This window comes from Sphaerisporangium siamense, from assembly GCF_014205275.1.
Classification (GTDB): Bacteria; Actinomycetota; Actinomycetes; order Streptosporangiales; family Streptosporangiaceae; genus Sphaerisporangium; species Sphaerisporangium siamense.
The window spans coordinates 5,862,727-5,889,267 of the sequence record NZ_JACHND010000001.1 but is presented as its reverse complement, the minus strand read 5'-3'; the positions used below and the strand labels follow the sequence as shown (position 1 = coordinate 5,889,267).

At 72.5% G+C, this 26,541-nt stretch carries 24 protein-coding genes and 1 pseudogene; 12 read left to right on the top strand and 13 right to left on the bottom strand.

Features of this window, described 5'->3' with window-relative positions:
• Positions 1-42: 42 nt before the first annotated feature.
• The 4 genes from BJ982_RS27150 (at position 43) to BJ982_RS27135 (ending at position 2,180) form a co-directional block, all read left to right on the top strand.
• Positions 43-777, top strand: a complete 735-nt coding sequence (locus BJ982_RS27150) for a class I SAM-dependent methyltransferase (RefSeq protein ID WP_184884639.1) — start codon at positions 43-45, stop codon at positions 775-777.
• Positions 778-964: 187 nt separating this feature from the next.
• A complete protein-coding gene (locus BJ982_RS27145; protein ID WP_184884637.1) occupies positions 965-1,450 on the top strand; it encodes a fluoride efflux transporter FluC in 486 nt (161 codons plus the stop codon).
• Positions 1,447-1,797 (top strand): DUF190 domain-containing protein, encoded by a 351-nt coding sequence (locus tag BJ982_RS27140; RefSeq protein ID WP_184884635.1) that lies wholly within the window; start codon positions 1,447-1,449, stop codon positions 1,795-1,797. The genes BJ982_RS27145 and BJ982_RS27140 overlap by 4 nt, the downstream gene beginning before the upstream one ends.
• A complete protein-coding gene (locus BJ982_RS27135) occupies positions 1,794-2,180 on the top strand; it encodes a fluoride efflux transporter FluC (RefSeq protein ID WP_373869587.1) in 387 nt (128 codons plus the stop codon). Before BJ982_RS27140 ends, BJ982_RS27135 begins: the two co-directional genes overlap by 4 nt.
• 98 nt (positions 2,181-2,278) lie before the next feature.
• Here BJ982_RS27135 and BJ982_RS27130 read toward each other — a convergent pair whose 3' ends face one another.
• Positions 2,279-3,802, bottom strand: coding sequence for a DUF1349 domain-containing protein (locus BJ982_RS27130; protein WP_184884633.1), 1,524 nt, complete (start codon positions 3,800-3,802; stop codon positions 2,279-2,281).
• Between the two features lie 151 nt (positions 3,803-3,953).
• On the opposite strand from BJ982_RS27130, the gene BJ982_RS27125 reads away from it, so the two are divergent.
• The 3 genes and pseudogenes from BJ982_RS27125 to BJ982_RS39720 form a co-directional block, all read left to right on the top strand.
• Entirely contained in the window at positions 3,954-4,616 is a 663-nt protein-coding gene (locus BJ982_RS27125; RefSeq protein ID WP_184884631.1) for a response regulator transcription factor, read from the top strand.
• The gene (locus BJ982_RS27120; protein WP_184884630.1) at positions 4,613-5,707 is read left to right on the top strand and encodes a sensor histidine kinase; all 1,095 of its coding nucleotides are present in this window, start codon (positions 4,613-4,615) and stop codon (positions 5,705-5,707) included. Before BJ982_RS27125 ends, BJ982_RS27120 begins: the two co-directional genes overlap by 4 nt.
• Positions 5,708-5,797: 90 nt before the next feature.
• Positions 5,798-5,917, top strand: a pseudogene (locus BJ982_RS39720) (hypothetical protein); the annotation flags it as partial.
• Here BJ982_RS39720 and BJ982_RS27115 read toward each other — a convergent pair.
• From BJ982_RS27115 to BJ982_RS27100, 4 genes are all read right to left on the bottom strand, one after another.
• Positions 5,881-6,966: a glycosyltransferase family 2 protein gene (locus BJ982_RS27115; protein WP_184884629.1), complete on the bottom strand. Its 1,086-nt coding sequence runs from the start codon at positions 6,964-6,966 to the stop codon at positions 5,881-5,883. The pseudogene BJ982_RS39720 and the gene BJ982_RS27115 overlap by 37 nt on opposite strands.
• Positions 6,963-7,922: an iron-containing redox enzyme family protein gene (locus BJ982_RS27110; RefSeq protein ID WP_239122639.1), complete on the bottom strand. Its 960-nt coding sequence runs from the start codon at positions 7,920-7,922 to the stop codon at positions 6,963-6,965. The genes BJ982_RS27115 and BJ982_RS27110 overlap by 4 nt, the downstream gene beginning before the upstream one ends.
• A gap of 177 nt (positions 7,923-8,099) precedes the next feature.
• Positions 8,100-8,828, bottom strand: coding sequence for a DUF8817 family protein (locus BJ982_RS27105; protein WP_184884627.1), 729 nt, complete (start codon positions 8,826-8,828; stop codon positions 8,100-8,102).
• Between the two features lie 289 nt (positions 8,829-9,117).
• Positions 9,118-9,810, bottom strand: coding sequence for a TetR/AcrR family transcriptional regulator (locus BJ982_RS27100; protein WP_184884626.1), 693 nt, complete (start codon positions 9,808-9,810; stop codon positions 9,118-9,120).
• Between the two features lie 54 nt (positions 9,811-9,864).
• On the opposite strand from BJ982_RS27100, the gene BJ982_RS27095 reads away from it, so the two are divergent.
• A complete protein-coding gene (locus tag BJ982_RS27095; RefSeq protein WP_184884624.1) occupies positions 9,865-11,019 on the top strand; it encodes an FAD-dependent oxidoreductase in 1,155 nt (384 codons plus the stop codon).
• A 148-nt stretch (positions 11,020-11,167) separates the two neighbouring features.
• On the opposite strand, the gene BJ982_RS27090 is transcribed toward BJ982_RS27095, so the two are convergent.
• Positions 11,168-14,380 carry a S8 family serine peptidase gene (locus BJ982_RS27090; RefSeq protein ID WP_184884622.1) on the bottom strand — a complete coding sequence of 1,071 codons (3,213 nt, stop codon included), beginning with the start codon at positions 14,378-14,380 and terminating at the stop codon, positions 11,168-11,170.
• Positions 14,381-14,615: 235 nt separating this feature from the next.
• On the opposite strand from BJ982_RS27090, the gene BJ982_RS41095 reads away from it, so the two are divergent.
• Entirely contained in the window at positions 14,616-15,014 is a 399-nt protein-coding gene (locus tag BJ982_RS41095; RefSeq protein WP_445009391.1) for a zinc finger domain-containing protein, read from the top strand.
• A 27-nt stretch (positions 15,015-15,041) separates the two neighbouring features.
• Here BJ982_RS41095 and BJ982_RS27085 read toward each other — a convergent pair whose 3' ends face one another.
• The 4 genes from BJ982_RS27085 to BJ982_RS27070 form a co-directional block, all read right to left on the bottom strand.
• Positions 15,042-15,839: an SDR family NAD(P)-dependent oxidoreductase gene (locus BJ982_RS27085; protein WP_184884620.1), complete on the bottom strand. Its 798-nt coding sequence runs from the start codon at positions 15,837-15,839 to the stop codon at positions 15,042-15,044.
• Positions 15,840-16,032: 193 nt separating this feature from the next.
• On the bottom strand, positions 16,033-17,823 hold the full coding sequence (locus tag BJ982_RS27080) for an ABC transporter permease (protein ID WP_184884618.1): 1,791 nt from the start codon (positions 17,821-17,823) through the stop codon (positions 16,033-16,035).
• A 5-nt stretch (positions 17,824-17,828) separates the two neighbouring features.
• Positions 17,829-18,569: an ABC transporter ATP-binding protein gene (locus tag BJ982_RS27075; RefSeq protein ID WP_184884616.1), complete on the bottom strand. Its 741-nt coding sequence runs from the start codon at positions 18,567-18,569 to the stop codon at positions 17,829-17,831.
• Positions 18,566-19,102 (bottom strand): PadR family transcriptional regulator, encoded by a 537-nt coding sequence (locus tag BJ982_RS27070; RefSeq protein ID WP_184884614.1) that lies wholly within the window; start codon positions 19,100-19,102, stop codon positions 18,566-18,568. The genes BJ982_RS27075 and BJ982_RS27070 overlap by 4 nt, the downstream gene beginning before the upstream one ends.
• Before the next feature lie 645 nt (positions 19,103-19,747).
• Between BJ982_RS27070 and BJ982_RS27065 the strand changes: the two genes are divergently transcribed.
• The 3 genes from BJ982_RS27065 (at position 19,748) to BJ982_RS27055 (ending at position 23,984) form a co-directional block, all read left to right on the top strand.
• Positions 19,748-20,632 (top strand): ABC transporter ATP-binding protein, encoded by an 885-nt coding sequence (locus BJ982_RS27065; protein WP_239122655.1) that lies wholly within the window; start codon positions 19,748-19,750, stop codon positions 20,630-20,632.
• On the top strand, positions 20,629-21,480 hold the full coding sequence (locus tag BJ982_RS27060) for an ABC transporter permease (RefSeq protein WP_184884610.1): 852 nt from the start codon (positions 20,629-20,631) through the stop codon (positions 21,478-21,480). The genes BJ982_RS27065 and BJ982_RS27060 overlap by 4 nt, the downstream gene beginning before the upstream one ends.
• A gap of 269 nt (positions 21,481-21,749) precedes the next feature.
• Positions 21,750-23,984, top strand: coding sequence for an ATP-binding cassette domain-containing protein (locus BJ982_RS27055; protein WP_239122654.1), 2,235 nt, complete (start codon positions 21,750-21,752; stop codon positions 23,982-23,984).
• Between the two features lie 144 nt (positions 23,985-24,128).
• Here the strand turns inward: BJ982_RS27055 and BJ982_RS27050 are convergent, their stop codons facing one another.
• The 3 genes from BJ982_RS27050 to BJ982_RS27040 form a co-directional block, all read right to left on the bottom strand.
• Positions 24,129-24,728, bottom strand: coding sequence for a response regulator (locus tag BJ982_RS27050; protein WP_239122637.1), 600 nt, complete (start codon positions 24,726-24,728; stop codon positions 24,129-24,131).
• 53 nt (positions 24,729-24,781) lie between these two features.
• Positions 24,782-26,077, bottom strand: a complete 1,296-nt coding sequence (locus BJ982_RS27045) for a sensor histidine kinase (protein ID WP_184884604.1) — start codon at positions 26,075-26,077, stop codon at positions 24,782-24,784.
• Between the two features lie 218 nt (positions 26,078-26,295).
• Positions 26,296-26,442 (bottom strand): hypothetical protein, encoded by a 147-nt coding sequence (locus tag BJ982_RS27040; protein WP_184884602.1) that lies wholly within the window; start codon positions 26,440-26,442, stop codon positions 26,296-26,298.
• Between the last annotated feature and the right edge of the window lie 99 nt (positions 26,443-26,541).

Below are 26,541 nucleotides of genomic sequence, written 5' to 3'. Positions count from 1 at the left end.
TTCGATGGCGCCGCCCGGAGGCGGCTTGGTTGGGTGGGCCGCATGAGCGGATTCGACGACCCGGCCTTCTTCGGCGAGCGCTACGCCCACGAGTACGACGAGCGTCATCCCCTGGACCCGGCCCCGGCCGTGGAGTTCCTGGCCGGCCTGGTCCCCGGCGGGAGCCGGGTGCTGGAGCTGGCCAGCGGCACCGGCCGCGTCGCCGTGCCGCTCGCCCGGCGCGGCCTCGCCGTCGAGGGCGTCGAGGCCTCCGAGGCCATGACCGAGCGGATGCGCGCCAAGCCCGGCGGGGCCGCCATCCCCGTGGCCACCGGCGACATGGCCGACGTGCCCGTGGAGGGCCCCTTCCAGTTGGCCTACCTGGTGTACAACACGCTGTTCAACCTGACCGCACAGGACCGGCAGGTCGACTGCTTCCGCAACGTGGCCAGGGTCCTCGCCCCGGGCGGCCTGTTCGTCGTCGAGGCCTTCGTCCCGGATTTGACCGGGTTCCGGAACGACCAGCTCGTCGCGACCCGGTCCATGACCGAAGACTCGGTGGACATGGACCTCCAGCGGCACGACCCGGTGCGTCAGGTCATCACCTACCAGCGGGTCGCCTTCACGGCGGGCCGCACGACCTTGCGCCCCTTGCGGCTGCGCTACTGCTGGCCCAGCGAACTGGACCTGATGGCCCGGCTGGCCGGGATGCGGCTGCGCGACCGGTACGCCGGCTGGGACCGCGCCCCGTTCACCGCGGCCGGCCGGCAGCACGTCTCGGTGTACGAGCGGACCTGAGGCGAGACGGCCCGGCGGCGGGCGATCGGTGGCGGTTGGTAAGGTGAGGGCACGCCCCGCGGGACGGGGCCGCGGCGGTGGGGCCCGCCGTCCTCGCACCTCGCCAAGGGGGCGCAGGGAACCGCGACCGTCGCTCGCCAACGGTCCCTACCAGAGGTGAAGTCGTGCTGCTGGTAGGAGGATTCGCATGTCGCGTCATGAGCCCGGGCGTCCCGTCGACTCCGACGTCGATCTTCACGTGCCCGCCCAGCGCGCCGAGCTGCGGCGGGCGCCGTGGTCCACTCTGGGGGTCATCGCCGCGGGCGGCGTGACCGGCACCCTGGCCCGTTACGGCCTGGGCGTGGCGTTCCCGCAACCGGCGGGGGCTTTCCCGTGGACCACGCTGACCATCAACACGGCCGGGAGCCTGCTGATCGGGGTGCTGATGGTCGCGATCACCGAACTGTGGACGGCGCCCGGCTGGGTGCGGCCGCTGCTGGGCGTCGGAGTGCTCGGGGGATTCACCACCTTCTCCACCTTCGTGGTGGACACCGGGCGTCTGCTGGCCGGCGGGCAGGCCCGCGCGGCGGTCGCGTACCTGCTGGTCACGCCGGTGCTGGCGCTGGCGGGGGTGTGGGCCGGCAGCGCGGCCACCCGGAAGGTGGGCGCCCGCGGGGAAGGGCGCGGGCGATGAGGCCGCACGGCGCCGCGCTGCGGCTGACGGTGCTGGTCGGCGAGACCGATCAGTGGCATCACCGGCCGCTTTACCACGAGATCGTGCACCGCGCGCACGCGGCGGGGCTGGCCGGGGCCAGCGTGTTCCGCGGCGTCGAGGGATACGGCGCCTCCAGCCTCATCCACACCACCCGCATCCTGTCGCTGTCGCAGGACCTGCCGGTGGCGATCGTCATCATCGACGAACCCGCGCCGATCCGGGCCTTCCTCCCGCAACTGGACGAGCTGATCGGCGAAGGACTGGTCATCCTGGACGAGGTCGAAGTGATCCGCTACGCCGGCCGCTCCCCCGGCGGCCCGCGATGAGCGGCACGCTCACCGGCCCGCTGGCCGTGCTGCTGGTCGCGGCCGGCGCGGCGATCGGCGCGCCGCTGCGCTACCTGACCGACCGCCTGGTCCAGGCACGCCACGACACCGTGTTCCCGTGGGGCACCTTCACGGTGAACCTGGCCGGGTCGGCGCTGCTGGGCTTCCTGACCGCCCTGCCGGCCGACCAGGTGGTGATGACCGGGGCGGGGCTCGGGTTCTGCGGCGCGCTGACCACGTATTCGACCTTCAGCTACGAGACGCTGCGCCTGATCGAGGACGGCGCCCGCTTCACCGCCGTGGCCAGCGTCGCGGCCGGCGTGGCGGGCGGCCTGGGCGCGGGAGCGTTCGGCTTCGCCCTGGCCGGCGCCGTGACCGGATGACCGCGGCACCGGTGCGGCCGGCGCGATGTCACGGCAGAACGCGATGTCTCGGCGCCGGGGTCGCCACCGCAGATCGTGCCGGCCGGGGTTACGCGCCGTCAGGCGAGCGGAGCCTGACGTGCGGCCTTGCCGCGGTGGACGGCCACCGCCGCGCCGAGGGCGAGGGCGGCGTATCCGCAGGTCACGGTCAAACCCGCCCCTGGCGGGAGCGGGTAATAGCCGCCGAGCAGTGAGGAGTCCACGTCCACGTGCGCGAACGTGGGGACGCTCTGCGTGATCGCGAACCCGGCGGCAGGGGTGATCGCCAGCAGCCATGGCGCCAGGCCCGCGGTCGCCGACAGGTAGGGCACGACGACCAGCGCGACGGCCAGCCCGATGGCGACGACGCCCCGCTTGACCAGCGCGGCCAGGCCCACGGCCAGCACGGCGGCGGCCGCGGTCAGCGCCGCGTAGCCGACGATCACCCGCACCTCGGTCGCCGGCGTGATCGGCTGAACCGGGTTCTGATTGGCGCGCAACATCGCCAGGCCGGCGGGAACCACGATCCCCGAGGTCACCAGCCCCGCCGCGAACGCGGCCGCGCCGGCCACCATGGCCGTGGCCGCCACCGGCGCCGGACGCGGCGCGACCGGCGGGCCGGTCCTGATCGGCCCGCGCCGCTGTCCGGCCGTGAAGAACGTGACCGCCGCCACGAGCACCGGGATCAGCCCCACGGCCCCGCCGATCAGCATGAGGTCGGCGCGCATGCCGCCCTCCATCGTGGCGGGCCCGATGTCACCGCCCCCGGTCACGATGAGCTTGTCGCCGGACTCGACGACCCCGCCGGGGTGATGCGGGGTCTTGCCGTCGGAGAGCATCGAGACGCCCACGTCGTCGCGGCGCCACGAGCCGTTCGCGCCCTGCAGCGTGATCTGGTCGAAGGTGGCGGTGGCCTGGGCGAACGCCTTCGCCATGTCCCATACCGCGCCTGGTGAGGTGGCGAACAGCCCGATCTCGACCGTCTGCGGCAGCCCGGCCAGCCGCACCGTGCCGACCTCGGCCCACCTGTCGCCGTCGTCCGACTCGTAGCCGGTGATGGTGTCGCCCGACCTGCTCAGCCGCAGCCACTGGGGGCCGTTGTGAGGGCCGCCGGCCACATCGTGGATGTAGTTGTACTGCATCCGCACGCCGTGCGCGCCGGTGAGCATGACGGCGGCATAGGGTGTGCCCTGCTTGAGGCTCTGCCGGACGAGCAGCCCGGCCTTCCCCCACGGCACCACCCCCTTCGCGACGTTGCGCACCCCGGGTACGACGTCCGGCAGCCGGATCTGCCCGGTCATGTCCGACACGCGGGCGGTGATGGTGCCGTTCCCCGTGAGCGGCTGGTGCACGAAGTAGTACTTGTCCTTCACCGCCGTGCCCTCGGGTCCCACCAGCGGCGCGGGGCAGGGGCCCTCCCCCCGCCCGGTGACGCAGCTGGTGCGGGCGCCCCCGGCGACCAGCAGTCCGAGCGACACGGTGACCAGCACGGAGGCCGCCATGGCGAGCACCAGGCCGCGCGCGGTGCGGAACCTGCTCCACTCCGCGCGCACCACCTGAGCGAAACGATCCTGCCCGCAGGGGCGAGGTGTGGATGAACTCATGCCGACGGTTGTACGCGGCACCCGGTCGCAGCCGGGTCGCGGCGGCTGCGACCCGGCTGCGACCGGGAATCTGGCATCGTTCACCCATGGCACCTCGACCCGGCGGCCGGTTCGGCCGCCGCGCCCGCACGACGACCGGCGGTGAGCGGCGGTGAGGGTCCTCGTCGTCGAGGACTTCGAGATCCTCGCCCGCTCCCTCGGAACCGGGCTGCGCCGTGAGGGCATGGCCGTCGACGTCGTCATGGACGGGACCGCCGCCCTGGACCGGCTGGCCGCCACCCGCTACGACGTGGTGATCCTCGACCGCGACCTGCCCGGCGTCCACGGGGACGAGATCTGCCGGCGACTGGCGCACGGCCGCTGTGAGACCCGCGTCCTGATGCTCACCGCCTCCGGCACGATCGAGGACCGGGTCGACGGGCTCGGCCTCGGCGCCGACGACTACCTGCCCAAGCCGTTCGCGTTCGCCGAACTGGTCGCCCGCGTCCGTGCCCTGGCCCGCCGCGCCACCCCACCCCTGCCGCCCACCCTGGCGTGCGGCGACATCAGCCTCGATCCGGCCCGCCGTACCGCGGCCCGGGCCGGCCGGCGCCTCGACCTGAGCCCCAGGGAGTTCGCGCTGCTCGAATGCCTGCTCGCCGTGCCCGGCCTGGTCATCTCCGCCGAGGAACTGCTCGAACGCGTCTGGGACGAGGCCGCCGACCCCTTCAGCAGCGCCGTCAAGCACACCATGCACCGGTTACGGGCCAAGCTGGGCGACCCGCCGGTGATCGAGACCATCCGCGAAGGCGGCTACCGCATCGGACCGCCATGACCCCCCGGAAGCTCGCCAGAAGGTCCCTGCGGACGCGGCTCGCGCTCGCCTACGCGGCGGGCATCTACGCCGCCGGGGTCCTGGTGCTGCTGTTCGTCGCCGTCCCGCTCGCCGGTGTCAACGCGGCCACCCCCGTAGACCGGCCCTCCTCGCGTGCGATCACCGGGACCGGGGTCGGCCTGCCCCAGCTCCTCACCGGGTCCGCCGTCGCGCTGGTCCTGCTGATTCCCGTCGCCCTGGCTCTGGGCTGGTTCGTCGCCGGCCGGTTCCTGCATCCGCTGCGCGCCATCACCGCCACCGCCCAGGACATCTCCGCCGGGAACCTGCACCGGCGCCTGGACCTCGGCGAGCCCACCGACGAGCTGACCGCGCTCGGCCACACCCTCGACGACCTGTTCGCCCGCCTTCAAGGCTCCTTCGACGCCCACCGCCACTTCGTCGCCAACGCCTCCCACGAACTGCGCACCCCGCTGGCCGGCCTGCGCACCCTCCTCGAAGTGGCCCTCGCCGATCCCGACGCCGACGCCGGCACCCTGCGCTCGGTCTGCCAGGAGGCCCTGGCTCTCGGCGGGTATCAGGAGCGGCTCGTCCACGCGCTGCTCACCCTGGCCACCAGCGAGCGCGGCGTGACCCGATGGGACGCCCTCGACCTCGCCCACGTCGCCGAAACGGTGCTCGCCTCCCGCCGCGATCAGGCGACGCGGAAAGGCATCGGTCTGGCCGAGCGCTTAACGTCCGTGGTGACGGCCGGAGACGCGAGACTGGTCGAAAGCCTGGTCGCCAACCTCCTCGACAACGCCATCCGCCACAACCACCCGGACGGGCACGTAGAGATCACCACGCGGACCTGCGGTGCTCAGGCCGTCCTCACCGTCACCAACAGCGGGCCGGTCGTCCCCGGCGATCAGATCCAGCGCCTCTTCCACCCCTTCCAGAGACTGGCGCCCGATCGTCACGGCGGCCACGGCCTCGGCCTGGCCATCGTCGATGCCGTCGCGCGCGCCCACCACGCCACCCTCACCGCCGGCGCACGCCCACAAGGCGGCTTGTCCATCACCGTGCGGTTCGCGCGGCAGCCGAACCGTCCTTGAGTGCCGAGGACGGCAAGCGGAGGCCGCAGGTTTGCGGGGTGCCGGAAGGGCAATCGGTCCTGACGGGGGGCGCGACGGGGAGGGGCCGGCATGGAGGAGCAGGACGACGGGGTGACCGTGACGCCGTGCCGGGACGGGCCCCTGCTGGTCCGGGGCCGTTTCACCATCACGACTCAGGACGGCCGCGTCATCGACCCCGGGCGGGCGACGGTGGCGCTGTGCCGCTGCGGCCGGTCGGCGACCAAGCCGTTCTGCGACGGCTCCCACAAGGTCGTCGGCTTCCGGGCGTCCAGCGAGCCCGAGACGCCGCCCTGACGGCGGGCCCTGAGCCGGCGGGCCGAGTGCGCCGCCACCCGGATCGTCCGGCCCGCGTAGCGGACGCCGCCGCGCCCGCGCCGGTACAGGGCCAGCCAGCTGCACACGCCGCGTTCCAGCACCCAGACCGGGGCGAACAGCACGCAGGACGCCGGGAACACCCCGCGTCCGCCTGCCCTGCGCCGCCCGGCCTCGGCCAGTCCGGCGGTGAGCACGGCGTACCCGAGCACGCCCGCCAGGCGCCGGCGCGCCAGCAGGCAGACCAGTCCGGGGACGACCGCCAGGAAGACCGCCATCCGCGCGGGCTGCGCGAGATCGTCGTAGGCCTGCCGGACGCGCTGCGCCCAGAACCGCCGCGCGCCGGGCGGCAGGCGGCGCACGTACAGGCCGGGCGCGTGGCGCGCGCGGCCGCCGTGCGCCAGGACCGTGCGGACCAGTTCCAGGTTCTCGAACAGCACCTCGCCGTCATAGCCGCCCATGCGTTGGAAGAACGACCTGCGCACGCCGAGCGTCCCGGGGTGGTCGGCGCCGAACGCGCGGTTGATCAGCGTGCGGGCGGTGTCCCAGCGGGCGTGCCAGGGCAGCGGGTCGAAGTAGTTCTGCGGCCGGACCACCTCGGCCTTCTCCAGCAGGGCCCGCAGCGCCGCCAGCCCGGCCGCGTCGTAGCGGACGTCGTCGTCGGCGATGACCACGTAGTCCGAGCGTGCCAGCCGCACGCCGGTGAGCACCCCGCCGACCTTGCCGTTGGCGGTCGTCTCCCGCGGCGGCACGTGGCGAACGATGCCCTGCCACGCCCGGGCGTGCCGCCGGTACTGCCGCGGCGGCGAGCCGTCCACCACGATGACGCGGACCTGCCCGGCCAGGCGGCGCAGGTAGCCGGTCAGCTCCGCCGGATCGGCGTCGTCGTCCCAGCGCAGCGGCAGCACGTAGTCCAGGTCGATCACGGGTGTGCCGTGGCGTGGTCGCGCAGGGACGTCCTTCCGGCGCACCAGTGGCGCATGACGTGCTCGCCGAAGAGCCGGTCCAGCGTCACCGCGCAGGCCGCGCCGTACAGCACGTCCCCGGCCAGGCCGGGATGCTCGGCCACGAACGCGCCGCACATGTCGTTGGCGGCGATCTGCTCGTGGACGGCGTCGGCCTGGACGTGCTCGTCGAAGAAGCGCCGCGCCGCCGCGCCTGCGCGGAGCCTGCGCAGGCCCTGGCTGTAGCGGTGGTTGGGCAGCGAGGAGGTCATCTCCAGGGCCGCCAGGTGGCCCAGCAGCGCGCCCCGGTGCCGCCGGTGCAGGCCGAACATCGACATGGTGTTGCCGATCGCCAGCGTGATCGCGGGCACCCGGTCGGCGTAGGCGCCGTAGGAGTCGTCCAGGCCCATCGCGCGCATGGTGGCGCGGAACAGCTCCGAGTGCATCCGGTGCGGGCGGCCGCCCCCGTACTCGTCGGCCTGGATCTCCACCAGCGCCGCCTTGGCCGGGCCGCGCAGCCGGGGGATCGCCCAGGTGTGCGGGTCGGCCTCCTTGAGGTGGTACAGCGACCGGTGGATCAGGAACTCGCGGAACTGGCCGGGGTCCGCGGCGCGGTGCAGGAAGATCGCCATGGCGGCGCCCTCCTCCTGGGAGGCGATGAGCTCGGCCAGCGCCTGGGCGATGTCCTCGGCGGCCACGCGCGGCGCTTCGGGTACGGCCGCGGCCAGGTCCGCCGCGTGCCGTTCCTCCAGCCGTGCCCGCAGTGCCAGCAGCGAGGGGTTCCACTCCCACCGGTCGTCGACCTCGTCGAAACCGCCGTAGTGCAGTTCGTAGCAGACGTACAAGGCGAGCTGGAGGTCCTCGTCGGTCAGCGCGCAGGTCTCATGCGGCACCGGGCCGGGGCTCAGGTCGTGGGGGGCGCGGACCAGTTCATCCACGAGGCGGCAGGTGAGAGGACCGCGCGGCGAGGGCACCTGCACGTCTACACCCCCATCTGTCATGGTTTGAGGGGATTTGCACTTTTATAACCCTGTACCCGCGCCGCGCCCTCCCATGCGCCATGCGCCGGCGGAGCCCCGTCCCGCCGCGCCCGGCGGCGACGGGTACCACCCTTCTCAGCTGAGCCACTCCCCCACACCGGGCAGGTGGCTGAGCTCCGACTCCACACGCTCTCTGTCGGCGGCGGTGAGTTCCAGGGCGCGCAGTTCGGCGACCCACGGCTCGGCCGGCTCGCCCAGGACCGTGGCCAGGTCGGCCAGGTGGCCCAGGGCGATGGCCCGCTCGACGGGTGAGGCGTCCGCGCCGTGCCTGCGCATCGCGGACTTCAGCGCGCGGAACGCCTGCAGGTCGTCGTTCCTGAACTCGCGCAGGATCCGGGCGTTGTCCAGCGCCTTGGCCAGGCCCGCCAGCCGCTTGGAGCCGCCGTACTCCAGCTCGGCCGGCTCGTCGCGCTGGATGAAAACGATCGAGTTGCCGGACGGGTCGATCAGGGTGAACCGAGAGGCGCCCGGCCGGTAGCGGGTGATCCGCGGGAGGCCGGAGCTCAGCACCTTCCCATAGGCCCGGCGCATCGCCGCCACGAACGCCGCGTGGTACGGCGCCACGGCGTCGACCATGACCAGGCAGGCGCCGGACTGCTCCCGCGCCGGGTCCAGATCCTTGGGCGCCGGCCCGAAGTGCAACTGGAATCCGCTCCACCGCAGCGCCAGGTACACATAAGGCCTGCGCTGTTCGTAGGCCACCTCGAACCCCAGCCCCTTGTAGAACGCCAGAGTGTCCTCCGCCGACGCGCACGGCATCAACGGCACCGTCGTCTCGTTCGGCCGGACCACGGGCTCACTCACGCGACTCCCCTCCCGATCGGTCCGGCGATACTCGCAGCTTTCCACGACCCCGGCACATGGATCGCTCCACGGCCGAGGTCGCGCGTGCACTCGGTCATTTGGGCGGGCTGACGGATCGAGGCGCTGCGCCGAGGCGCGGCCTTACGGAACCGGACGAGTCATAGACCGCGTGCGCGCGCGGTCCGGCTCCGGAGCGTAGGCACTCCGAAGCCGGATCCCGCCCATTTCACGCCTCGATAAGGGAGCAGGCATGAGAACCTGGCGCTTTAGCGGCTGGTCACAGGTGTCCTCACGTCGGCGGCCGGGTGAGTTTGGCGGCCACGGCGTCGAGGATCCAGTCCAGGCCGGTCGTGAAGGACGTCTCGGCGTCCACCTCCGTGCCGTCGTGCACGGCCTTGGCCAGCGCGGGGAAGCGGCCCGTGGCCAGCATCCTGCTCACGTGCGGGCCGTAGGCGCGCTGCCAGTCGAGCTTGGACAGGCCCGTGGCGCGTTCGGCTCGCAGGTTCGCGATCTCGCGCCTGATCGCGCCGGTGATGTAGGCGCTGACGGTCTCCACGGCGCGCATGACGGTGTCGAGGTCGGCGAGGCCGTCGAGGGCGGACAGCGTGCCCTCTGCCACGGCCATAGCGTTCGGGCCCAGGCTCGGGCGGCCGCCGAGCAGGTCGGCCAGCCATTCGTGACGGAGGGCGGCTCGCCTGGTGCGGTGGGCGTGGCCGCGCAGCGCCTCCCGCCAGTCGCCGGGCCGCTCCTTGGGGAGGATCTCGGCGTAGACCTCGTCCACCATGAGATCGAACAGCTCTTCCTTGGTGGAGATGTATCGGTACAGCCGCATCGGGCCGGCGTCGAGCCGGGCGGCGACCTTGCGCAATGACACCGCCTCCAGCCCGCCCTCGTCGGCCAGTGCGATGGCGGCGGCGACGATTCGCTCGCGGTCGAGCGGGGCTGGGCGAGTCGGCGGCTCCGGCCGGTCCCACACGGTCATGGGTTACATCGTACTGTTGCGATACGCCGTATTGCCTAAATACAGTGTATCGACATGAGACGTCGTATCGCCGTGATCGGGGGCGGCCCCGCCGGCCTCACCTTCGCCCGCGTCCTGCACCGCCACGATCACCCCGTCACCGTCCTCGAACGCGACCCCTCCCCCGACGCCCGGCCCCCGGGCGGCACGCTCGACCTGCACGAAGGGATGGGCCAGCTCGCGCTGGACAAGGCGGGGCTGCTGGCGCGGTTCCAGGCGCTGTCCCGTCCCGAAGGGCAGGCCATGCGCATCCTGGCCACGGACGGAACCGTCCTGCGCGACTGGCGACCCCGTCCGGGCGAGCGAGCCAATCCCGAGATCGACCGCGGGCAACTCCGCGACCTGCTGCTCGGATCCCTGGACGTCCAGTGGGGCCGGGGCGTGACGGAGGTGGTGCCGGGGACCCGAGACGGCGTGCTGGTCCGTTTCGCGGACGGGCGGCAGGAGACGTTCGACCTCGTGGTCGGCGCCGACGGCGCCTGGTCCCGCGTCCGCCCGGCGGTCTCGTCCGCGACGCCGCACTACACCGGCGTCACCTTCGTCGAGACCTCCCTGGACGACGTCGACACCCGCCACCCCGGCCTCGCCCGGCTGATCGGCGACGGCTCCCTGGCCGTGTACGGCGTGAACCGCGCCCTGGTCGCCCAGCGCAACAGCGGCGGCCACGTCAAGGTCTACGCCCAGTTCCGCGCACCGCTGGACTGGCACACGAACCTGGACCGGCGCACCGGCCTCGGCGCGAGCCTGGACCCGGCCGACGCCGAGGCCGTCCGATCAAGCCTGCTGGCCCTGTTCGACGGCTGGGCGCCTCCCGTCCTCGACCTCCTGCGCCACGGCACCGCTTTCGTCCACCGCCCCCTGCACGTCCTGCCCGTGTCGCACACCTGGGCCCACGTCCCCGGGGTGACGCTCCTGGGCGACGCCGCCCACCTGATGCCCCCACTGGGGCTGGGCGCGAACCTCGCGATGCTGGAAGGCGCCGAACTCGCCGAGTCCGTCGCCGCCGCCCCCGGCCCTGACGATCTGGACGAGGCCGTCCGCGCCTTCGAGGAACAGATGTGGGCACGAGCCGGCAGATGGGCGAAGATCACCGCGGCCGGCCTGGAACGCCTCGTAAGCCCGGACCCCGCCGAAGCCCTCACCCTCTTCGACGAAGTCCAGCCCTCCTGACCGCGAACACCGAGAGCACGAGCAGCACGGCACCGCCGCGGTTCCTTGCCGCGGCCGCGTGGATGCCAGGACGCCCGCCATCGGCGGATGGCGGGCGTCCCGCGGCAGGGCTGCTCGATCAGTCCTGCCGTCTCGCAGGGTCAGGTGGTCAGTTCTGGACGGCGTAGGCGCGGGTGATGGTCTGCTTCACCTGCACCCCGCCGGGGCCGGTGGCCGTGGCGCGCAGGGTGACGTGTCCGGCGGTGGTGGGGTTGGTGACCGAGGTGGTCCAGCTCTCGCCGTTCGGGCGGACCTGGAGATCCTGCCAGGTGGTGCCGTCGTCGAAGGAGGCCTCAAGGCGGAGGGTGGTGAGCTTGCCTCCGTGGGCCGTGATCGGGATCTCGGTCACTGAACCGGGCTTGGCCCGGTTGTGGACGTCCAGGCCCTGGGGGGCGTAGCGGATGGACGGCACCGCGAGTTGGGTGGACCCGTCGGTGTGGGCCGAGGTGAACGTCCAGGAGGTGTCGATCGCCGTGGAGAGCGCGGCGTAGTCGACGTCGCGACGGGCGGAGACGTTCACGGTGTAGGCGCCCTCGGCGGCCGGGACCTGCGCGGACAGGGAGCAGTCATCGGGGCTGTCGCAGTCCTGCAGATCGGTCTGCTGAAGGACGGTGCCGTCCTTCAGCAGTGCCGCGGTGCCGGTGAGGTTGCCGTCCCAGCCGGTGCGGCCGGGGTCGCCGTCGCTGAACAGGCCCACCATGGAGTAGTCGAGGTCGTCGCCGTAGCGCGTGATGCGCGGCGCGGCGGGCCCGGTCACCGCCGTGTTCCACACCTCGGTGGACTGCCCGCGCTGCACGGTGCGTTCACCGATGTCGGCGAGGGAGTAGCCGGGCTGCGTGAACGCGCCGGACCAGCGCATGTCCTGTCCCGGTGTCAGGTAGTTGTCGATCGTGCCGGGAACCGTCACGGGGATGGGGTCGCCGCCGATGGAGTTCGAGTCGCCCACGCGGACGGACCTGTGGAACCGGCCTTCGGTGTCCACGTTCTGCGCGCGGAAGGTCATGCTGACCTTGGCCAGGTCGGCCTTCTTGAACTGCTTGGCCGGGACGAAGGGGATCTCGCCGGTGCGCTGGTCCACCAGGTCGTACCGGCTGGGTGTCGCGCCGCCCGCCGCCAGCGCCTGGTAAGCCACGTATTTCAGGCCCGGCAGGCGGTCGGGCAGCACGTACGCGGCCTTCCCCGAAGACATCGCACGGGTCGCCTCGAAGCCCTGGCCCCTCGTGGTGCCCAGAGTGACCGAGAGGTTGCCGAAGGGCTTGGCCGCGGGGTCGTCCACCGTGAGGCTGATCCGCTGGGCCAGGCGGGCGTCGAGTCTCAGGCTCAGATCCCCGGAGTCGATCCGGATCACACGCTCGATGAAGGTCGAATCGCCGTCCTTCCCGAGCACTTCGGCGTAGAAGTTCCATTCGCCGGGTGCCAGCCGCCGCTCGAGGACACCGTCGACGAACCTCGCGGGGGCGCGCTCACCGGTCGTGAGGTTGATCAGTGAGGGGAAGGCGAACTCCGTCGCGGGCAGGCCGTCCCTGCCGATGATCGTCAACGCCAGGGTGTGGGCCTCGGGTTCGATGTAGGCGCCGGTCAGGCTGCGGATGGTGAGGTCGCCCGCGGTGGCGGTGAGTGTCCCGGTGTAGACGCCCGGTTGCCGGTTCCGGTCGAAGGTGAGCGTCACCGAGGCGTCGCCGCCCGCTGGGACGGTGAGGTGGTCGGCGGACAGCGTGTAGGGGCCGTCCTCGGTCAGGGTGAGGGTCACCGGCTCCTGGGTGGCGTTGGTGTAGGTGACCTTCTCGGTGACCTCCTCGTTGTGGTGGGGCCAGGAGAGGTAGGTCCAGAGGTTGCCGGTGTCCGCTGTCACGCCCTGGCTGACCGCGCGGGCCACGTCGAGGCGACCGGCGCCCTGCCGGTACTGGCTCATGCCGGTGGCCGGCTTGGCCGTGCCGATCAGCGCGGCCTTGAGCTGGTGGCGGTTCCAGCCGGGGTGTTGCTGGGCGAGGATGGCGGCGGCGCCGGACACGTGCGGAGCCGCCAGCGAGGTGCCGATCCTCGCCTCGTACGCCAGGCCGGCGCCGTCCGCGTTGCTGCGTGCCACGACGATCTCCACGCCTGGTGCGGTGATGTCCGGTTTCACGGCTTTGTCGATGACGCGCGGGCCCTGACTGGAGTTGTTGGCCACGTTGTCGTCGTGGTCCACCATGCCGACCGTCAGCGCGGCGTCGGCGCTGCCAGGGCTGTAGATGGTCTCGGGGAACATTTCGTTGCCGGCCCCGACGACGAACAGGCTTCCCGTCTCCTCGCTGAGCCTGTTCACCGCCTCCTCCATCGGGTCCAGGCCCGGCGCGTCGGCCATGCCGAGGCTCACATTGATCACCGGCGCCTTGATCACTCTGGCCGCCCACTCCATGCCGGCGACCACGTCGGACACCAGGTTGTTGCCTCTGCCCTTGAGCACCTTGCCGACGGCGATCTTGACGTCCGGGGCGACACCCCGGTACTTGCCGCCGGAGACGGCGCCCGAGCCCGCGACGGCGGAGGCCACACCGGTGCCGTGGTTGAGCTCGTCCATGGTGTCGGGCGCGTCGGTGAAGTTGACGGCCTGGGTGACCACGCCCTTGAGGTCGGGATGGTTCGGGTCGTAACCGGAGTCGACGACGGCCACCGTGACGCCCTTGCCGGTCAGGCCCTTCTGCCAGGCCACGGGGGCGCCGACCTGCGGGACGCTCCTGTCCAGAGTGGGGAAGACGCCGCCGTCCAGCCACAGCTTGGACACCCCTGCCGCGAGCGTCCTGGCGCCCGCGGTGGGACGTAACCGCTGCCAGACGGTGGCGGCCTGGCTTTTGGGCACCTTGGCCGCCTTCAGGCCGATGGAGGCCAGCGTGCGTCCGGCCAGGGCGGGCCGTGGTGTGCCGCCGCCCTTGGTCAGGACCGGGATGCCGGTGGTGTGGGCGTCGTCGTAGCCCCACTCCACCAGCTGGGTCACGTTGAACAGGCGCCGATCGATCAGGCCGCTGTCGATGAGCGGCTTGGCGTCGGAGGGCAGCACGTAGGTGTGCCCGGCGACCGTCTGGATGGAAAAGGTGACCTTGCGCCCGGCGCCGGGCGTCACGCGATATCCCTGCGGGTCGCCGGAGGTGCCCGGCACGGTGACCCGGTCGCCGGTGATGAGGGTGATGGTCGTGGGCGCCGGTGCGGGGCCGGACCGTACCGGGGCCGGGCTAGTGGCCGGGCCGGCGGTCGTGCCCGTGCCCGTGTCTGCGGTGGCGGGTGGTGGCGGCACGCTCAGCGCGGTCAGGGCCGCGAGGGCGAGTACTGCGGTTAATCGCTGCATCGCTGTCCTTTGCGAGTCGTAGTTCACTACCGGTCGTCTCGGGGTGGGCGCTCACGGCGGACTACGTCACCGTTGGCTCCACCCGTGTCACGCTGTTGCCGCCGCCTCCGCGTGCGACAGGCTTGGCGGCTCGTTCGCCGAGCATGTGGGCGGGTGGGTTAGCAGCGCATTCATGGCGCTTTAGTGGCAGTTCAGGCCTCTGATACTGAACTGACTGACGTGGTCAGAACGCCGCATGGTCACAGACAGGTTCTCGGCCAGATGGACGAGGCCGGGAAGCAGGTGGACGATGGCCGAGCGGATCGGCCGCGAGTTCCGGCACGCACACGTGAAGGCATCCGAAGAAGAGTGCGAGCGCGGGGATGTCGAACGCTCCCGCGAACGGGACTGGGGCCGCCGGGTGTCCTGCCCCCGGTGCGACGCACCGGCCGGGCGGGCATGCCAGACCTCATCGGGAGCACGGGCAGCCGAGTTGCACAAAGGCCGCCGGGAGGCGGCAGGGCCGATGCCCGTATGGCCGTCCTTCATGTCCTGGCCGCACCGGGCCGGTCTCCATGACCCATCTGCGGCGGTTCTCCCGGCCGTCACGCCGCCGATCGTGCGCTGGGGAGCTCGCCGGCCGGGGCGGGCGTGAAGCGAAGGGGGGCGGCCGGGCAGGGCTTCACTCGGGAAGCAGTGCCCTGCGATCCGGCGCGACCGGGGACTGGCTGGTACAGCCTCCGTCCACCACGAGCGTCTGCCCTGTCATGTAGCGCGACTCGTCGGAGGCGAGGAAGAGCATCGTGTTGCCGATGTCTTCGGGAGCCCCCAGATACGGCAGCGCGTTGTGACTCTGGAGCCGCTCGATCGCCTCGACCGGCATGTTGTCGCGCAGTGCCGGAGTCATCACCGCCCCCGGGGCGACGGCGTTGCAGCGGACCCGCTGCCGCCCGTACTGGACGGCGATGTATCTGGTGACGTTGATCAACGCCGCCTTCACCGCGCCGTAGGCGATCTGCAAGGAGTCGCCCAGCAGGCCCCCGATCGAGACGGTGTTGACCACGGAACCGCCACCGGCCTCGATCAGGTGCGGCAGGGCGTGCCTGGTCGCGAGCAGGGCGCTGCGGACGTTGAGCACCACGGCCCTGTCGAACTCGTCCATGTCCAGCCGGAGCAGGTCCAGATCCCGGCGCGGATCCGTTCCCCCTACGTGGTTGCACAGGACGTCGAGCCGTCCGAACTCGGCCACGGCCGTCTCCACCATGGCCGCGATGGAAGCCTCGACGGTCACGTCGACCTCGCACGATATGGCACGACCACCCGCGGCCACGATGCCTTCGGCCACGTCCCGCGCGGCGGCGGAGTCGAGGTCGGCCACGAGGACGCTCGCCGCCTCCCGGCTCATCAACTCGGCCGCCGCCTTTCCGATGCCGCTCCCGGCACCGGTAATGATCACTACTTTGTTCTGGAGCCACGCCACAATTCCCCCCCGATGAAGACCAGATGGTGACTCCGGGCCATCGTCGCAGGTGGGGGCCTCGCGCCCGTGCGTGGGATGACTGGCGAAACCGGTGAAACCCTGCTACTCGGGCCCCCGCGGGCGCGGGCGCGCAGGCGCGTAGGGGTGCCGGGAAGAGGCCGACGGCGCGCTCGCGGCCGCCGCGGCCGGTCGATCACGCTGTGTCGGCGCTGAGGGCCGGTACCACGGGACGGCGGGCCGCCAAGCGGGCGGGCAGGGCGGTGAGCGTCACCGTCACCAGGAGGGTCGCGAGCGCGGCGATGAGCATCCAGGAGACCGGTGCGAGGATCGCGTTCCTGGGGCTGAAGGCGGAGAACACGCCGATGCCCAGAGGGATGCCGATGACGGCGCCGGGCAGGCAGGGCAGGAGCTGAGCGATGGACAACCCCGCGGAGACCTGTCCGGGGGTGGCGCCGAGCGCACGGGCGATGGCCAGGCTCGGCCGGGCTTCCATCGCCATGGTCCAGGTGAACGCGATGGTGTTCACCACGGCCAGCGCGATCAGCAGGGCGGAGACCGCGATCAGCAGGTGGCCGGCGTTCTCGGCCCGCAGGTTCGGCAGGGCGGTGGAGCCGTTCAGGCCGTAGCCCCTCGACGAATCGACGGACAGGGACAGCAGGCCGGTGAGCGCGATCAGCGTGGTGGCGGTCGAGCACGCCTGCAGCATCACCCGGCCCGGCCGGCGGGCGGTCAGCCGCAGCCCGAGCAGGAACGGCGTGGGCAGCAGCGCGGATAGCGCGGTCAGCAGGGGACGGCGGCGGGTCCGGTGAACGGTGTCGGCCAGAGCGGCGATGGTCGCGGTGCGCAGGGCCCGCAGCGTGGGACGCAGCGCCGACAGTACCGCCACCGCCACGGCCAGGACGGTCGTCGCGGCGATGACGGAGCCGGTCGGGCCGCCGAGGTCGCCGATTCTGCTGGCGGTGGGGCTGGCGATGACGGGCACGGTCAGGCGTGCGATCACCAGCCCCAGCACGTCGGCCAGCAGCGCCACGGCCAGATACTCCGTGAGCAGGACGGCGGCGATCAGACCGGGGGTGGCGCCGACGGCCTTGAGCAACCCGGCCCGCCGGGTCTGCCGGACGACGCGGCCCGCGGCCAGCGCCGCCACCCCGGTGACGGCCACGAAGCTGAGCAGCCAGCTTCCGAGGACCAGGATCGGCTGGGTGCCCCGGAGAATGACGGCGTCCTGGTCGGCCTCGCGCTGCCAGGAGTGGAAGTTGATCCTGACGTCGGAGCCGCGGTGGGCGTGACGGAAGGCCTCGGTGGCGGCTGGGTCGCGCAGCTTGAGGTCCATGGCCGTCGTCACCGGCAGACCGTGGGAGGAGGCCAGGGAGCGGGCGTCGGAGCGGGTCATCCAGGCCAGGCCGGTGTAGTCGGTCGGGCCGCCGCCCGGGCCGATCTGCGCCGCCCAGGGGTAGATGGAGGTGGCCGCGGTGACGGCGATCCCGACGACGGGGTACGACCGGCCGGCGATGGTCACGCGGTCGCCGACGCCGACGCCCAGCGCGGCGGCGAAGCCGCGCTCAAGGACGGTGCCGCCGGAACGCACCCACCGCCCGGAAGTCACCAGCGGCCGGTTGAGCGCGCCGAGCTTCTCGGCGAAGCCGTGCACCACCACCGGGGACGCCGTGGCGTCGCGCGTGGTGAGGTCGGCGTAGACGATGCGATAGGGGCCGTGGTGGCCGACCACGTCGGGAGCGTCCGCCAGCTCGGCCAGGGCCGAGGTCACGGCGGGGCCCGTGTCGCCGGAGAGCGCCACCACATCCGGCCCGGCGGTGGCCGCGCGGGTCTGCTCGTACAGCGTCTGGCTCGTCCCGCCCAGGGACAGGCCCAGAGCCAGAGTGGCGCTGGCGGCGGTCACCGCGAACAAGAGCATCGCGACCTGGGACGGGTGCCGGCGAACGTCGGCGAGCACCAGGCGCACGACGAGCACGAGGGAGCCCATGCCGTTCAGCCCTCCAGCCCGATCAGGCCGCCGAGCCCGCGCGGGTGGGAGCCGGCCAAGCTGGTGTCGTCGACGAACATCCCGTCGCGCATCGAGATCAGCCGGTCCGCGTTGGCGGCGACGCGCTCGTCATGCGTGACGATCACCAGCGTCTGTCCCGCCGAACGCAGTTCCTCGAAGATCCGCAGTATGTCGAGGGTGGCCGCGCTGTCGAGGTTGCCGGTCGGCTCGTCGGCCAGGACGACAAGCGGCTGGTTGGCCAGCGCCCGGGCGATGGCGACCCGCTGACGCTGCCCGCCCGACAGCTCGGACGGCAGGTGCCGGGCGCGCGCCGTGAGCCCGACCCGTTCGAGCAGGGCGCTCGCGCACCGCCTGGCCTGCCGCGGCGAACGGCCGGCCAGCAGCGCGGGCAACTCCACGTTCTCCGTCGCCGACAGCTCCTCCACCAGGTGGAAGGCCTGGAAGACGAACCCCACCGAGCGGCGCCGCATACGCGCCAGAGCACGCTCGCTCAAGGTGTCGATGCGCTGCCCGGCCAGCCACACCTCCCCGCGGGTGGGCCGCTCCAGGCCGCCGAGCATGTGCAGCAGGGTCGACTTGCCGCAGCCGCTCGGCCCCATCACCGCCAGCATCTGCCCCTCGGGCACCTCCAGGCCGACCTCGTCGACCGCCCGGACCCGGCTCTCCCCTTGACCGTGCTCCTTCACCAGGTCACGGACCCGGACCACGGCACCCGACTCGTTCACGCGCCACCCTCAACTCTGTCATCGGCCCTGGACCAGGTCCGCTCGCAGGCTTCCAGCCACCGCAGGTCCGCCTGCAGCCGCAGCACGACCCCCTCCAGCAGCAGCACGGCCTTCGAGCCCACCGGCTCGGCCATGATCGTGTGCTGTGCCTCGCGCAGGCGGCGCAGCAGCTCGCGGCGCTGCGCCGCCACCAGCTCGATCGGGTCGGCGAGCCGGGCCGCGGCCGCCGCGACGAGCTTGAGGTGGAACTCCGCCTGGTCCGGCTTGGGCCAGCCCACCTCGGTCAGCCACGCGGCCACCCGTTGCTGACCGGCCGGTGTCAGCGCGTAGACCTTGCGGTCGGGCCGCTCGGGCAGTCCGTCCTCCCGCTCGCAGACGACGAGCCCAAGCTTCTCCAACCGGGACAGGGTCACGTAGATCTGGCCGGGGTTCATCGACTCGCCCAGCGGGCCCAGGCTCTGGCGCAGCCGGGCGCGCAGGCCGTACCCGTGTGACGGCTCCTTGGCGAGCATCGCCAGTACTGCGTCTTGCACGGCATCCCCTAACGGTTAGCCAATAGATAGCGGTTATCTGCAGGAAGTGTCAAAACGCGTCCAGCTCGCATCTTGAGCCACGTGGCTCGAGTCGCGGTGCGGCGGCGTGGCGGTATCCGTCGATGGCGTCTGCGGCCACGGGGTTTCGACGGACGGGTCGTAGGCCGTTGAGCAGGCGCACTGCGGAGAATCCGCCGGATCCGCCGAGACCACCCGAGCGAGCCGGCCCAGAGCGCTTCGGCCCGTTCGGTGCGATCTTCGCCATGGACCGACCGGCGTCCAGTGCCCGCACCCGCAACGCCCTCGGATGGCAGCCGACGTACTCCGGCCTCCTTGAAGACTTGGAGAACGTCCAGCCCTGATGCCCGCCCGTGCCGTCGTCGGTCCGCCTGTGGTCACCGCGACGCTTCATAGCAGGCGTTCGTAAGCCGGTTGAAGGTTATGAAGGTGCATTGCCACGTCAAGAGGCGGTTATCCGGAAAAAGTCTCCACGGGCGCTTCAATGAGAGACTTGAACGCATGGATTCCCGCGAACCAGACGTCGCGACGACGGATCCCCTCCGTCACATATCACCGGGCCCGCGCCCTGACCAGAGGGACGGCGAGCACGCCGGGGAGCCCGTCATCGAGATCCGCGGCCTGCGGATGCGCTACGGCACCACCGACGTGCTGCACGGGGTGGACCTGCGCGCCCACCGCGGCGAGGTGCTGGCCCTGCTCGGGCCGAACGGGGCCGGCAAGACGACCACCATCGAGATCCTCGAAGGCTTCCGCAGGCGCTCGGCCGGGGAGGTGCGCGTCCTCGGCGCCGACCCCGACCACGGCGACGAGGCGTGGCGCGCCCGCCTGGGCATCGTCCTGCAGTCGTGGCGAGACCACGGACGCTGGCGCGTGCGCGAGCTGCTGGCCCACCTCGGCCGCTACTACACCCCCTACGGCACGCCCGGCCGTCCCCGCCCCTACGACACCGGCGAGCTGCTGGGCCTGGTCGGGCTGACCGAGCAGGCCGAGACGATGGTCGCCCGGCTGTCGGGCGGGCAGCGGCGCAGGCTCGACGTGGCCGTCGGCCTGGTCGGCCGGCCCGACCTGCTGTTCCTGGACGAGCCCACCGTCGGCTTCGACCCGGTGGCCCGGCAGGACTTCCACGACCTGGTGCGCCGGCTGTCGGACCTGGAGGACACCACGATCCTGCTCACCACCCACGACCTGGACGAGGCCGAACGGCTCGCCGACCGCATCGCGCTGCTGGCCGGCGGCCGGATCGTCGCCGAGGGAAGCGCGGCGGAGCTGGCCGCGCGGGTCTCGGCCAAGGCCGAGGTCCGCTTCAGCAAGGACGGCGAGCACCACAGCGTCTCGGTCGAGGACGCCACCGGGTACGTGCGCGAACTGTTCGCCCGGCACGGCACGGCGATCGGCGACCTGGAGGTACGCCGGCCGAGCCTGGCGGAGGTCTACCTGGCCATGGTGCGCGAGTTCGAGTCCGGACGGCCCGCCACGGCGCCCGGCGAGCTGACGGGGGTGGGCGCGTGAACCCCACCGGCGTCGCCGTCCGCGCCGGGCTGGAGCGCGGGCGCATCGAGTTCCGCCAGAGCGTCACCAGCGCCCAGGACCTGTGGGGCGCGGCGTTCTTCCCCCTCATCGCGCTGGTCGTGATGTTCCTGCTGCGGGGCAACACCGTGCCGGGCACCGGCTTCTCGGTCGGCTCGCACTCGGTGCCCGGCATCCTGGCGATGAACGTCGTGTTCAACGGGCTGACCGCCGTCGCGGTGGTGCTCACCATGGACCGCGAGGACGGCACGTTGCTGCGCGCCAAGGCCATCCCGGGCGGCATGCTCGGCTACCTGGTCGGCAAGGTGACCGGCAGGTCGGGCATGGTCGTGGTGAGCGTGCTGGTCCCCCTGGTCCCGGCCGCGCTGCTGTTCGACGGCCTGGACCTGGCCTCGGTGTCGTCCTGGCTGACCGTGGCGTGGGTGCTGGCCCTCGGCCTGGCCGCCGTCCTGCCGCTCGGCGCGGTCATCGGCTCGCTGACGGCGAGCACGCAGAGCCTGAGCGTGGTCAGCCTGCCCATCATGGTGCTGCTGGCCGTCTCGGGAGTGTTCTACCCGATCACCGCCCTGCCCGGCTGGGTGCAGGTCATCGCGCAGGTCTTCCCCCTGTACTGGATGGGGCTCGGGCTGCGCTCGGCGCTGCTGCCGGACGCGATGGCCGCGGCCGAGATCGGCGCCTCCTGGCGGCACCTGGAGACGGCCGGCGTCCTCGGCGCCTGGGCCGTGGCCGGGCTGCTGCTCGCGCCCATCGTGCTGCGCCGGATGGCGCGCCGCGAGTCCGGTTCCAGCGTGGCGGCGAAACGGGAAAAGGCCATGCAGCGCCCGATGTAGCCCGATGTAGCCCGATGTAGCCCGATGTAGGCTATCCCCCTCCCCCACGCCGGCAGCACCTTCGCAACGCCCGCGAGCGCGGGCGGTTCCCCCCGGCGACCACGGCCGCGGCCGTGGTCGCCGTTCGAATCGACCATCGACGATGGAAGGGTTCCGTGGTCTCCAGCGACCAGCCAAGCACCGCCAGATATGACACCGCCGGCTGTAACACCGCCGGATACGACACCGGCCGCCGATCCGACCACGCGGCCGCCGACGGCCACGACGCGATCGAGGTCCGTGGCGCCCGGGAGAACAACCTCACCGGGGTCTCCCTCGACATCCCCAAACGGCGCCTCAGCGTCTTCACCGGGGTCTCGGGGTCAGGCAAGTCCTCCCTGGTCTTCGACACCATCGCCGCCGAGTCCCGGCGGCTGATCAACGAGACCTACACCGCGTTCGTCCAGGGCTTCATGCCGAGCCTCAGCCGCCCCGACGTCGACGCGCTGCGCAACCTGAGCGCGGCGATCATCGTCGACCAGGAGCGCATGGGCGCCAACGCCCGCTCCACCGTGGGCACCGCCACCGACGCCTACACCATGCTGCGCATCGTGTTCAGCCGGATCGCCACCCCCTACGTCGGCTCGGCCGGCGCGTTCAGCTTCAACCTGGCCGAAGGCATGTGCCCGGAATGCGAGGGGCTCGGCAAGGTCTCCGACATGGACGTCGACGCGCTCGTCGACCGGGACCTGTCGCTGGACGAGGGCGCCATCAAGGTGCCCGGGTTCGGCGTGGACACCTGGTACTGGCAGGTGATGGCCCACTCCGGGTTCTTCGACCCCGCCGTCAAGCTCAAGGACTACACCCCCGCCCAGTGGGAGGACTTCCTCCACAAGCCCGCCACCAAGGTCAAGGTCGGGTCCAACAACCTCACCTACGAGGGCCTGGCCGTCAAGGTCCGCCGGATCTACCTGGCCAAGGACCGCGAGTCGATGCAGCCCGCGGCCCGCGCCTTCGCCGACCGCGCCCTCAAGCTCTCCCGGTGCCCGGCCTGCCAGGGCACCCGGCTCAACCAGGCCGCCCTGTCGGCCAGGATCGGCGGCCGCAACATCGCCGAATGCGCGGCCATGCAGATCGACGACCTGGCCGCGTTCGTGCGCGGGATCGAGGACGCCTCGGTCGGGCCGATGCTGGACAACCTGCGCGACACCCTGGACTCCCTGGTCGGCATCGGCCTCGGCTACCTCAGCCTGGACCGGGAGTCGGCGACGCTGTCGGGCGGCGAGGCCCAGCGGGTGAAGATGGTCCGCCACCTCAACTCCAGCCTCTCCGACGTCACCTACGTCTTCGACGAGCCCACCGCCGGGCTGCACCCGCACGACATCCGGCGGATGAACGGGCTGCTGCTGCAACTGCGCGACGCGGGCAACACCGTCCTGGTCGTGGAGCACAAGCCGGAGACGATCGCCATCGCCGACCACGTCGTCGACCTCGGCCCCGGCGCGGGCACGGCCGGCGGGCGGCTGTGCTACGCCGGCGACCTGGAGGGCCTGCGCGCCTCGGGCACCCTGACCGGCCGCTACCTCGACCACCGCGTCCGCCTGCGCGAGAAGCCGCGGCAGCCGAGCGGCCACCTGTCCATCACCGGCGCCACCCTGCACAACCTCAAGGACGTCGCCGTCGACATCCCCCTCGGCGTGCTCACCGTCGTCACCGGCGTGGCCGGGTCGGGCAAGAGCTCGCTGATCCACGGATACGTCGCCGGGCGCGAGGGCGTGGTGGTGGCCGACCAGTCGCCGATCCGCGGCTCGCGCCGCAGCAACCCCGCCACCTACACCGGGGTGCTGGACCCGATCCGCACCGCGTTCGCCAAGGCCAACGGCGTCAAGGCCGGCCTGTTCAGCGCCAACTCCGAGGGCGCCTGCCCGGCCTGCAAGGGCGCGGGCGTCATCTACACCGACCTGGTGATGATGGCCGGGGTCGCCACGGTGTGCGAGAAGTGCGAAGGCAAGCGCTTCACCCCCGAGGTGCTGGCGTACACGCTGCGCGGCAAGAACATCAGCGAGGTCCTGGCCATGCCGGTCGCCGAGGCGCGCGAGTTCTTCCCGACCGGCCAGGCCCACGTGATCCTGGACCGCCTGGCCGCCGTGGGGCTCGGCTACCTCGGCCTCGGCCAGCCGCTCACCACGCTGTCCGGCGGCGAGCGCCAGCGCCTGAAGCTGGCCATCCACATGGCCAAGAACGGCACGACCTACGTCCTGGACGAGCCGACCACCGGGCTGCACCTGGCCGACGTCGACCAGTTGCTGGAACTGCTCGACCGTCTCGTCGACGACGGCAACACCGTCATCGTCATCGAGCACCACCAGGCCGTGATGGCGCACGCCGACTGGATCATCGACCTGGGCCCGGGCGCCGGCCACGACGGCGGCCAGGTCGTCTTCTCCGGCCCCCCGGCCGACCTGGTCGACACCGGCACCTCTCTCACCGCCCTCCACCTGCGCGAGTACGTCGACCGCGCCTGACCAGCAGAACCCCCGCGGCGGCCAGGCCCGGCAGCACGATGGCCGCCGCGGCCCCCTGCGACGTCCGCGCCGGACCGAGCACCCCGGCCACCGGCCCGCCCGCCCTTCCTGACGCGCCGGCGGACCACGCCAAGGCGGGGACGCTCACGCCGAAGGGGACACCAGGCCGGCTTCGTAGGCGGCGATGACGAGCTGGACGCGGTCGCGGGCGCCGAGCTTGGCCAGCAGGCGTGCCACGTGCGCCTTGACCGTGGCCACGCTGATGAACAGCCGCGTGGCGATCTCGCCGTTGGTCAGGCCCCGCGCGACCAGCGTCAGCACCTCGCGTTCCCGGTCGGTGACGCCCGCGGGCAGGCGCCGGGGCGGCGCCGGGTCCGAACGGCCGGTGAACTGGGCGATCAGGCGGCGGGTGACGCTCGGGGCGATCAGGGCGTCGCCGGCGGCGACCACGCGGACGGCCGCCAGAATGTCGTCCAGCGCCATGTCCTTGACCAGGAACCCGCTCGCGCCCGCGCGGAGGGCGCCGTAGACGTACTCGTCGTCGTCGAAGGTCGTCAGTACCAGCACGTGGGTGTGCCCGGGGCCGGTCATGATCCGGCGGGTGGCCTCGATGCCGTCCATGCCCGGCATGCGGACGTCCATCAGCACCACGTCCGGCGCGAGCTCCCGGGCGAGCCGTACGGCCTCCGCCCCGGTCCCGGCCTCGCCGGCCACCTCGATGTCCGGCGTATCGGTGATGAGCACACGCAACCCCGCGCGCACCAATGGCTGATCATCAGCCAACAGGACCCGGACCCTCACCACCCCTCCTCTGCTTCCGCGCCCGCCGCCCCCGCGCCCAGCTTCGGCCTGCCGGCGTGCCCGTCCGTGTGTCCGTCACCGCGTTCGCTCCCCGCGCCCACCGTCACCTCCGCCGGTGCGGCCGTTTCCGCGCCCTCCGCCATGTCCGCGGGCACGGGTAGCCGGGCCCGCACGCGGAAGCCGCCCTCGGGGCGCGGGGTCGCGGTGAGGTGGCCGTTCAGGAGGGCTACTCGTTCGCGCATGCCGACGAGGCCGAAGCCGACGGCGTGCCCGTCGCGGCCGCCGTCGCCGCGGCCGTTGTCGAGGATCTCGATGGTGAGCTGACCCTCGCCGAAGTCGACGGTCACCTGGGCGTCGCGGGCGCCGGAGTGGCGTACGACGTTGGTCAGGGATTCCTGGACGATGCGGAAGGCGGCCAGTTCGATGTCCGGGGGAAGCGCGCGCCGCCGCCCGCGCCACACCAGCCGGACGCGGACCCCCGCGTCGGTGGTGGCCGCGGCCAGCCGCTCGACGTCGCCCAGCCCCGGTGCGGGCTCGCCGGACCCGCGGCCGGGGTCGCCGTGCCGCAGCGCCACCAGCGTGCGCCGCAGCCCCGCCAGGGTCTCGCGGCTGGTGGCCTCGATGGTCATGAGCGCGTTGCGCGCCTCGGCGGGCTGGGTGTGCATGACCCGGCTGCCCACCCCGGCCTGGATGGCGATGAGGCCGATGCTGTGGGCGATCATGTCGTGCAGCTCGCGGGCGAGGCGCAGCCGCTCGGCGGTCACCGCCTGGACCGTGGCCCGCTCGCGCAGCGCGACGGCGTGCTCGCGCCGCTCGCGTACCGAGTGGCCGACCAGCCAGCTCGTGGAGACCCCAAGGACCAGCAGCGCGACGGTCGCGGTGAAGACGTCCCCGCCGCTGGTGAAGTAGAGGGCGCAGGCGATCTGCGCGGCCAGCGCCATCAGCGCTCCGCAGATGGCGACGGGACGCCTGCGGGTGGCCGCGATGTACGCGACGGCGGCGTCCCCCGCCGCGACCAGCGGGTAGGTGATCAGCCAGGAGTGGTCGGTCGTCGCGGCGATGAACGTCCCGGCCAGGATGATCGCCAGGGCGGGCAGTGGCCTGCGCCGCAGCAGCCAGGCCGGCATCACCGTGACCAGCATCGTGAGCAGCAGGCTCAGGGCCAGTGGGTCGCGGGGCCAGTTCCTCGCCTCGGCGGCGACCACCGCCAGGAACGCCAGTGCCCCGCACCAGGCCGGCGCCGACCGCGCCACCTTAACGTGGCGCGAAGGAGCGAGCGGTGCGGCGGACATGCGTCGATCGTAGCCAGCGCCCGCGCGAGCGGGCATCGGCCCGCGGACGTACTCCTCCGGGTGACCCGGCCCCGCGCGGAAGTGGCCGGCGGTCCGATGCCGCTCCACCCCGTGACCCGCCACCCTTACCCCGTGATCCGAACAGCAGTCCGGCCGTCCCCCCACGGTCATCCCCGCGCCGCGCCCCCCACCCTTGTGGCCGTCCGCACCGCGTGCGATCACGCGTCACCAGGCGCGCTCGGCCGGGTCGGCGGCACGGCCACCTCTCCGATGCGCGGGCCCGTCCGCGGCCCGGCCGTGGAGTCCGGGGCCTGCCCGGTGACCGCCTTCAGCGCCGCCGTGCCGCCGGGGCCGCAGGACGGCATGACGGGTATCGTCGGAGGTGGTGGCAGAGGCTTGAGCTGGGGGTTCAGGGCTCCATCCGCCCTCTCCCCCGTGCCCCTCACACCGGCGCCGTCCACGGG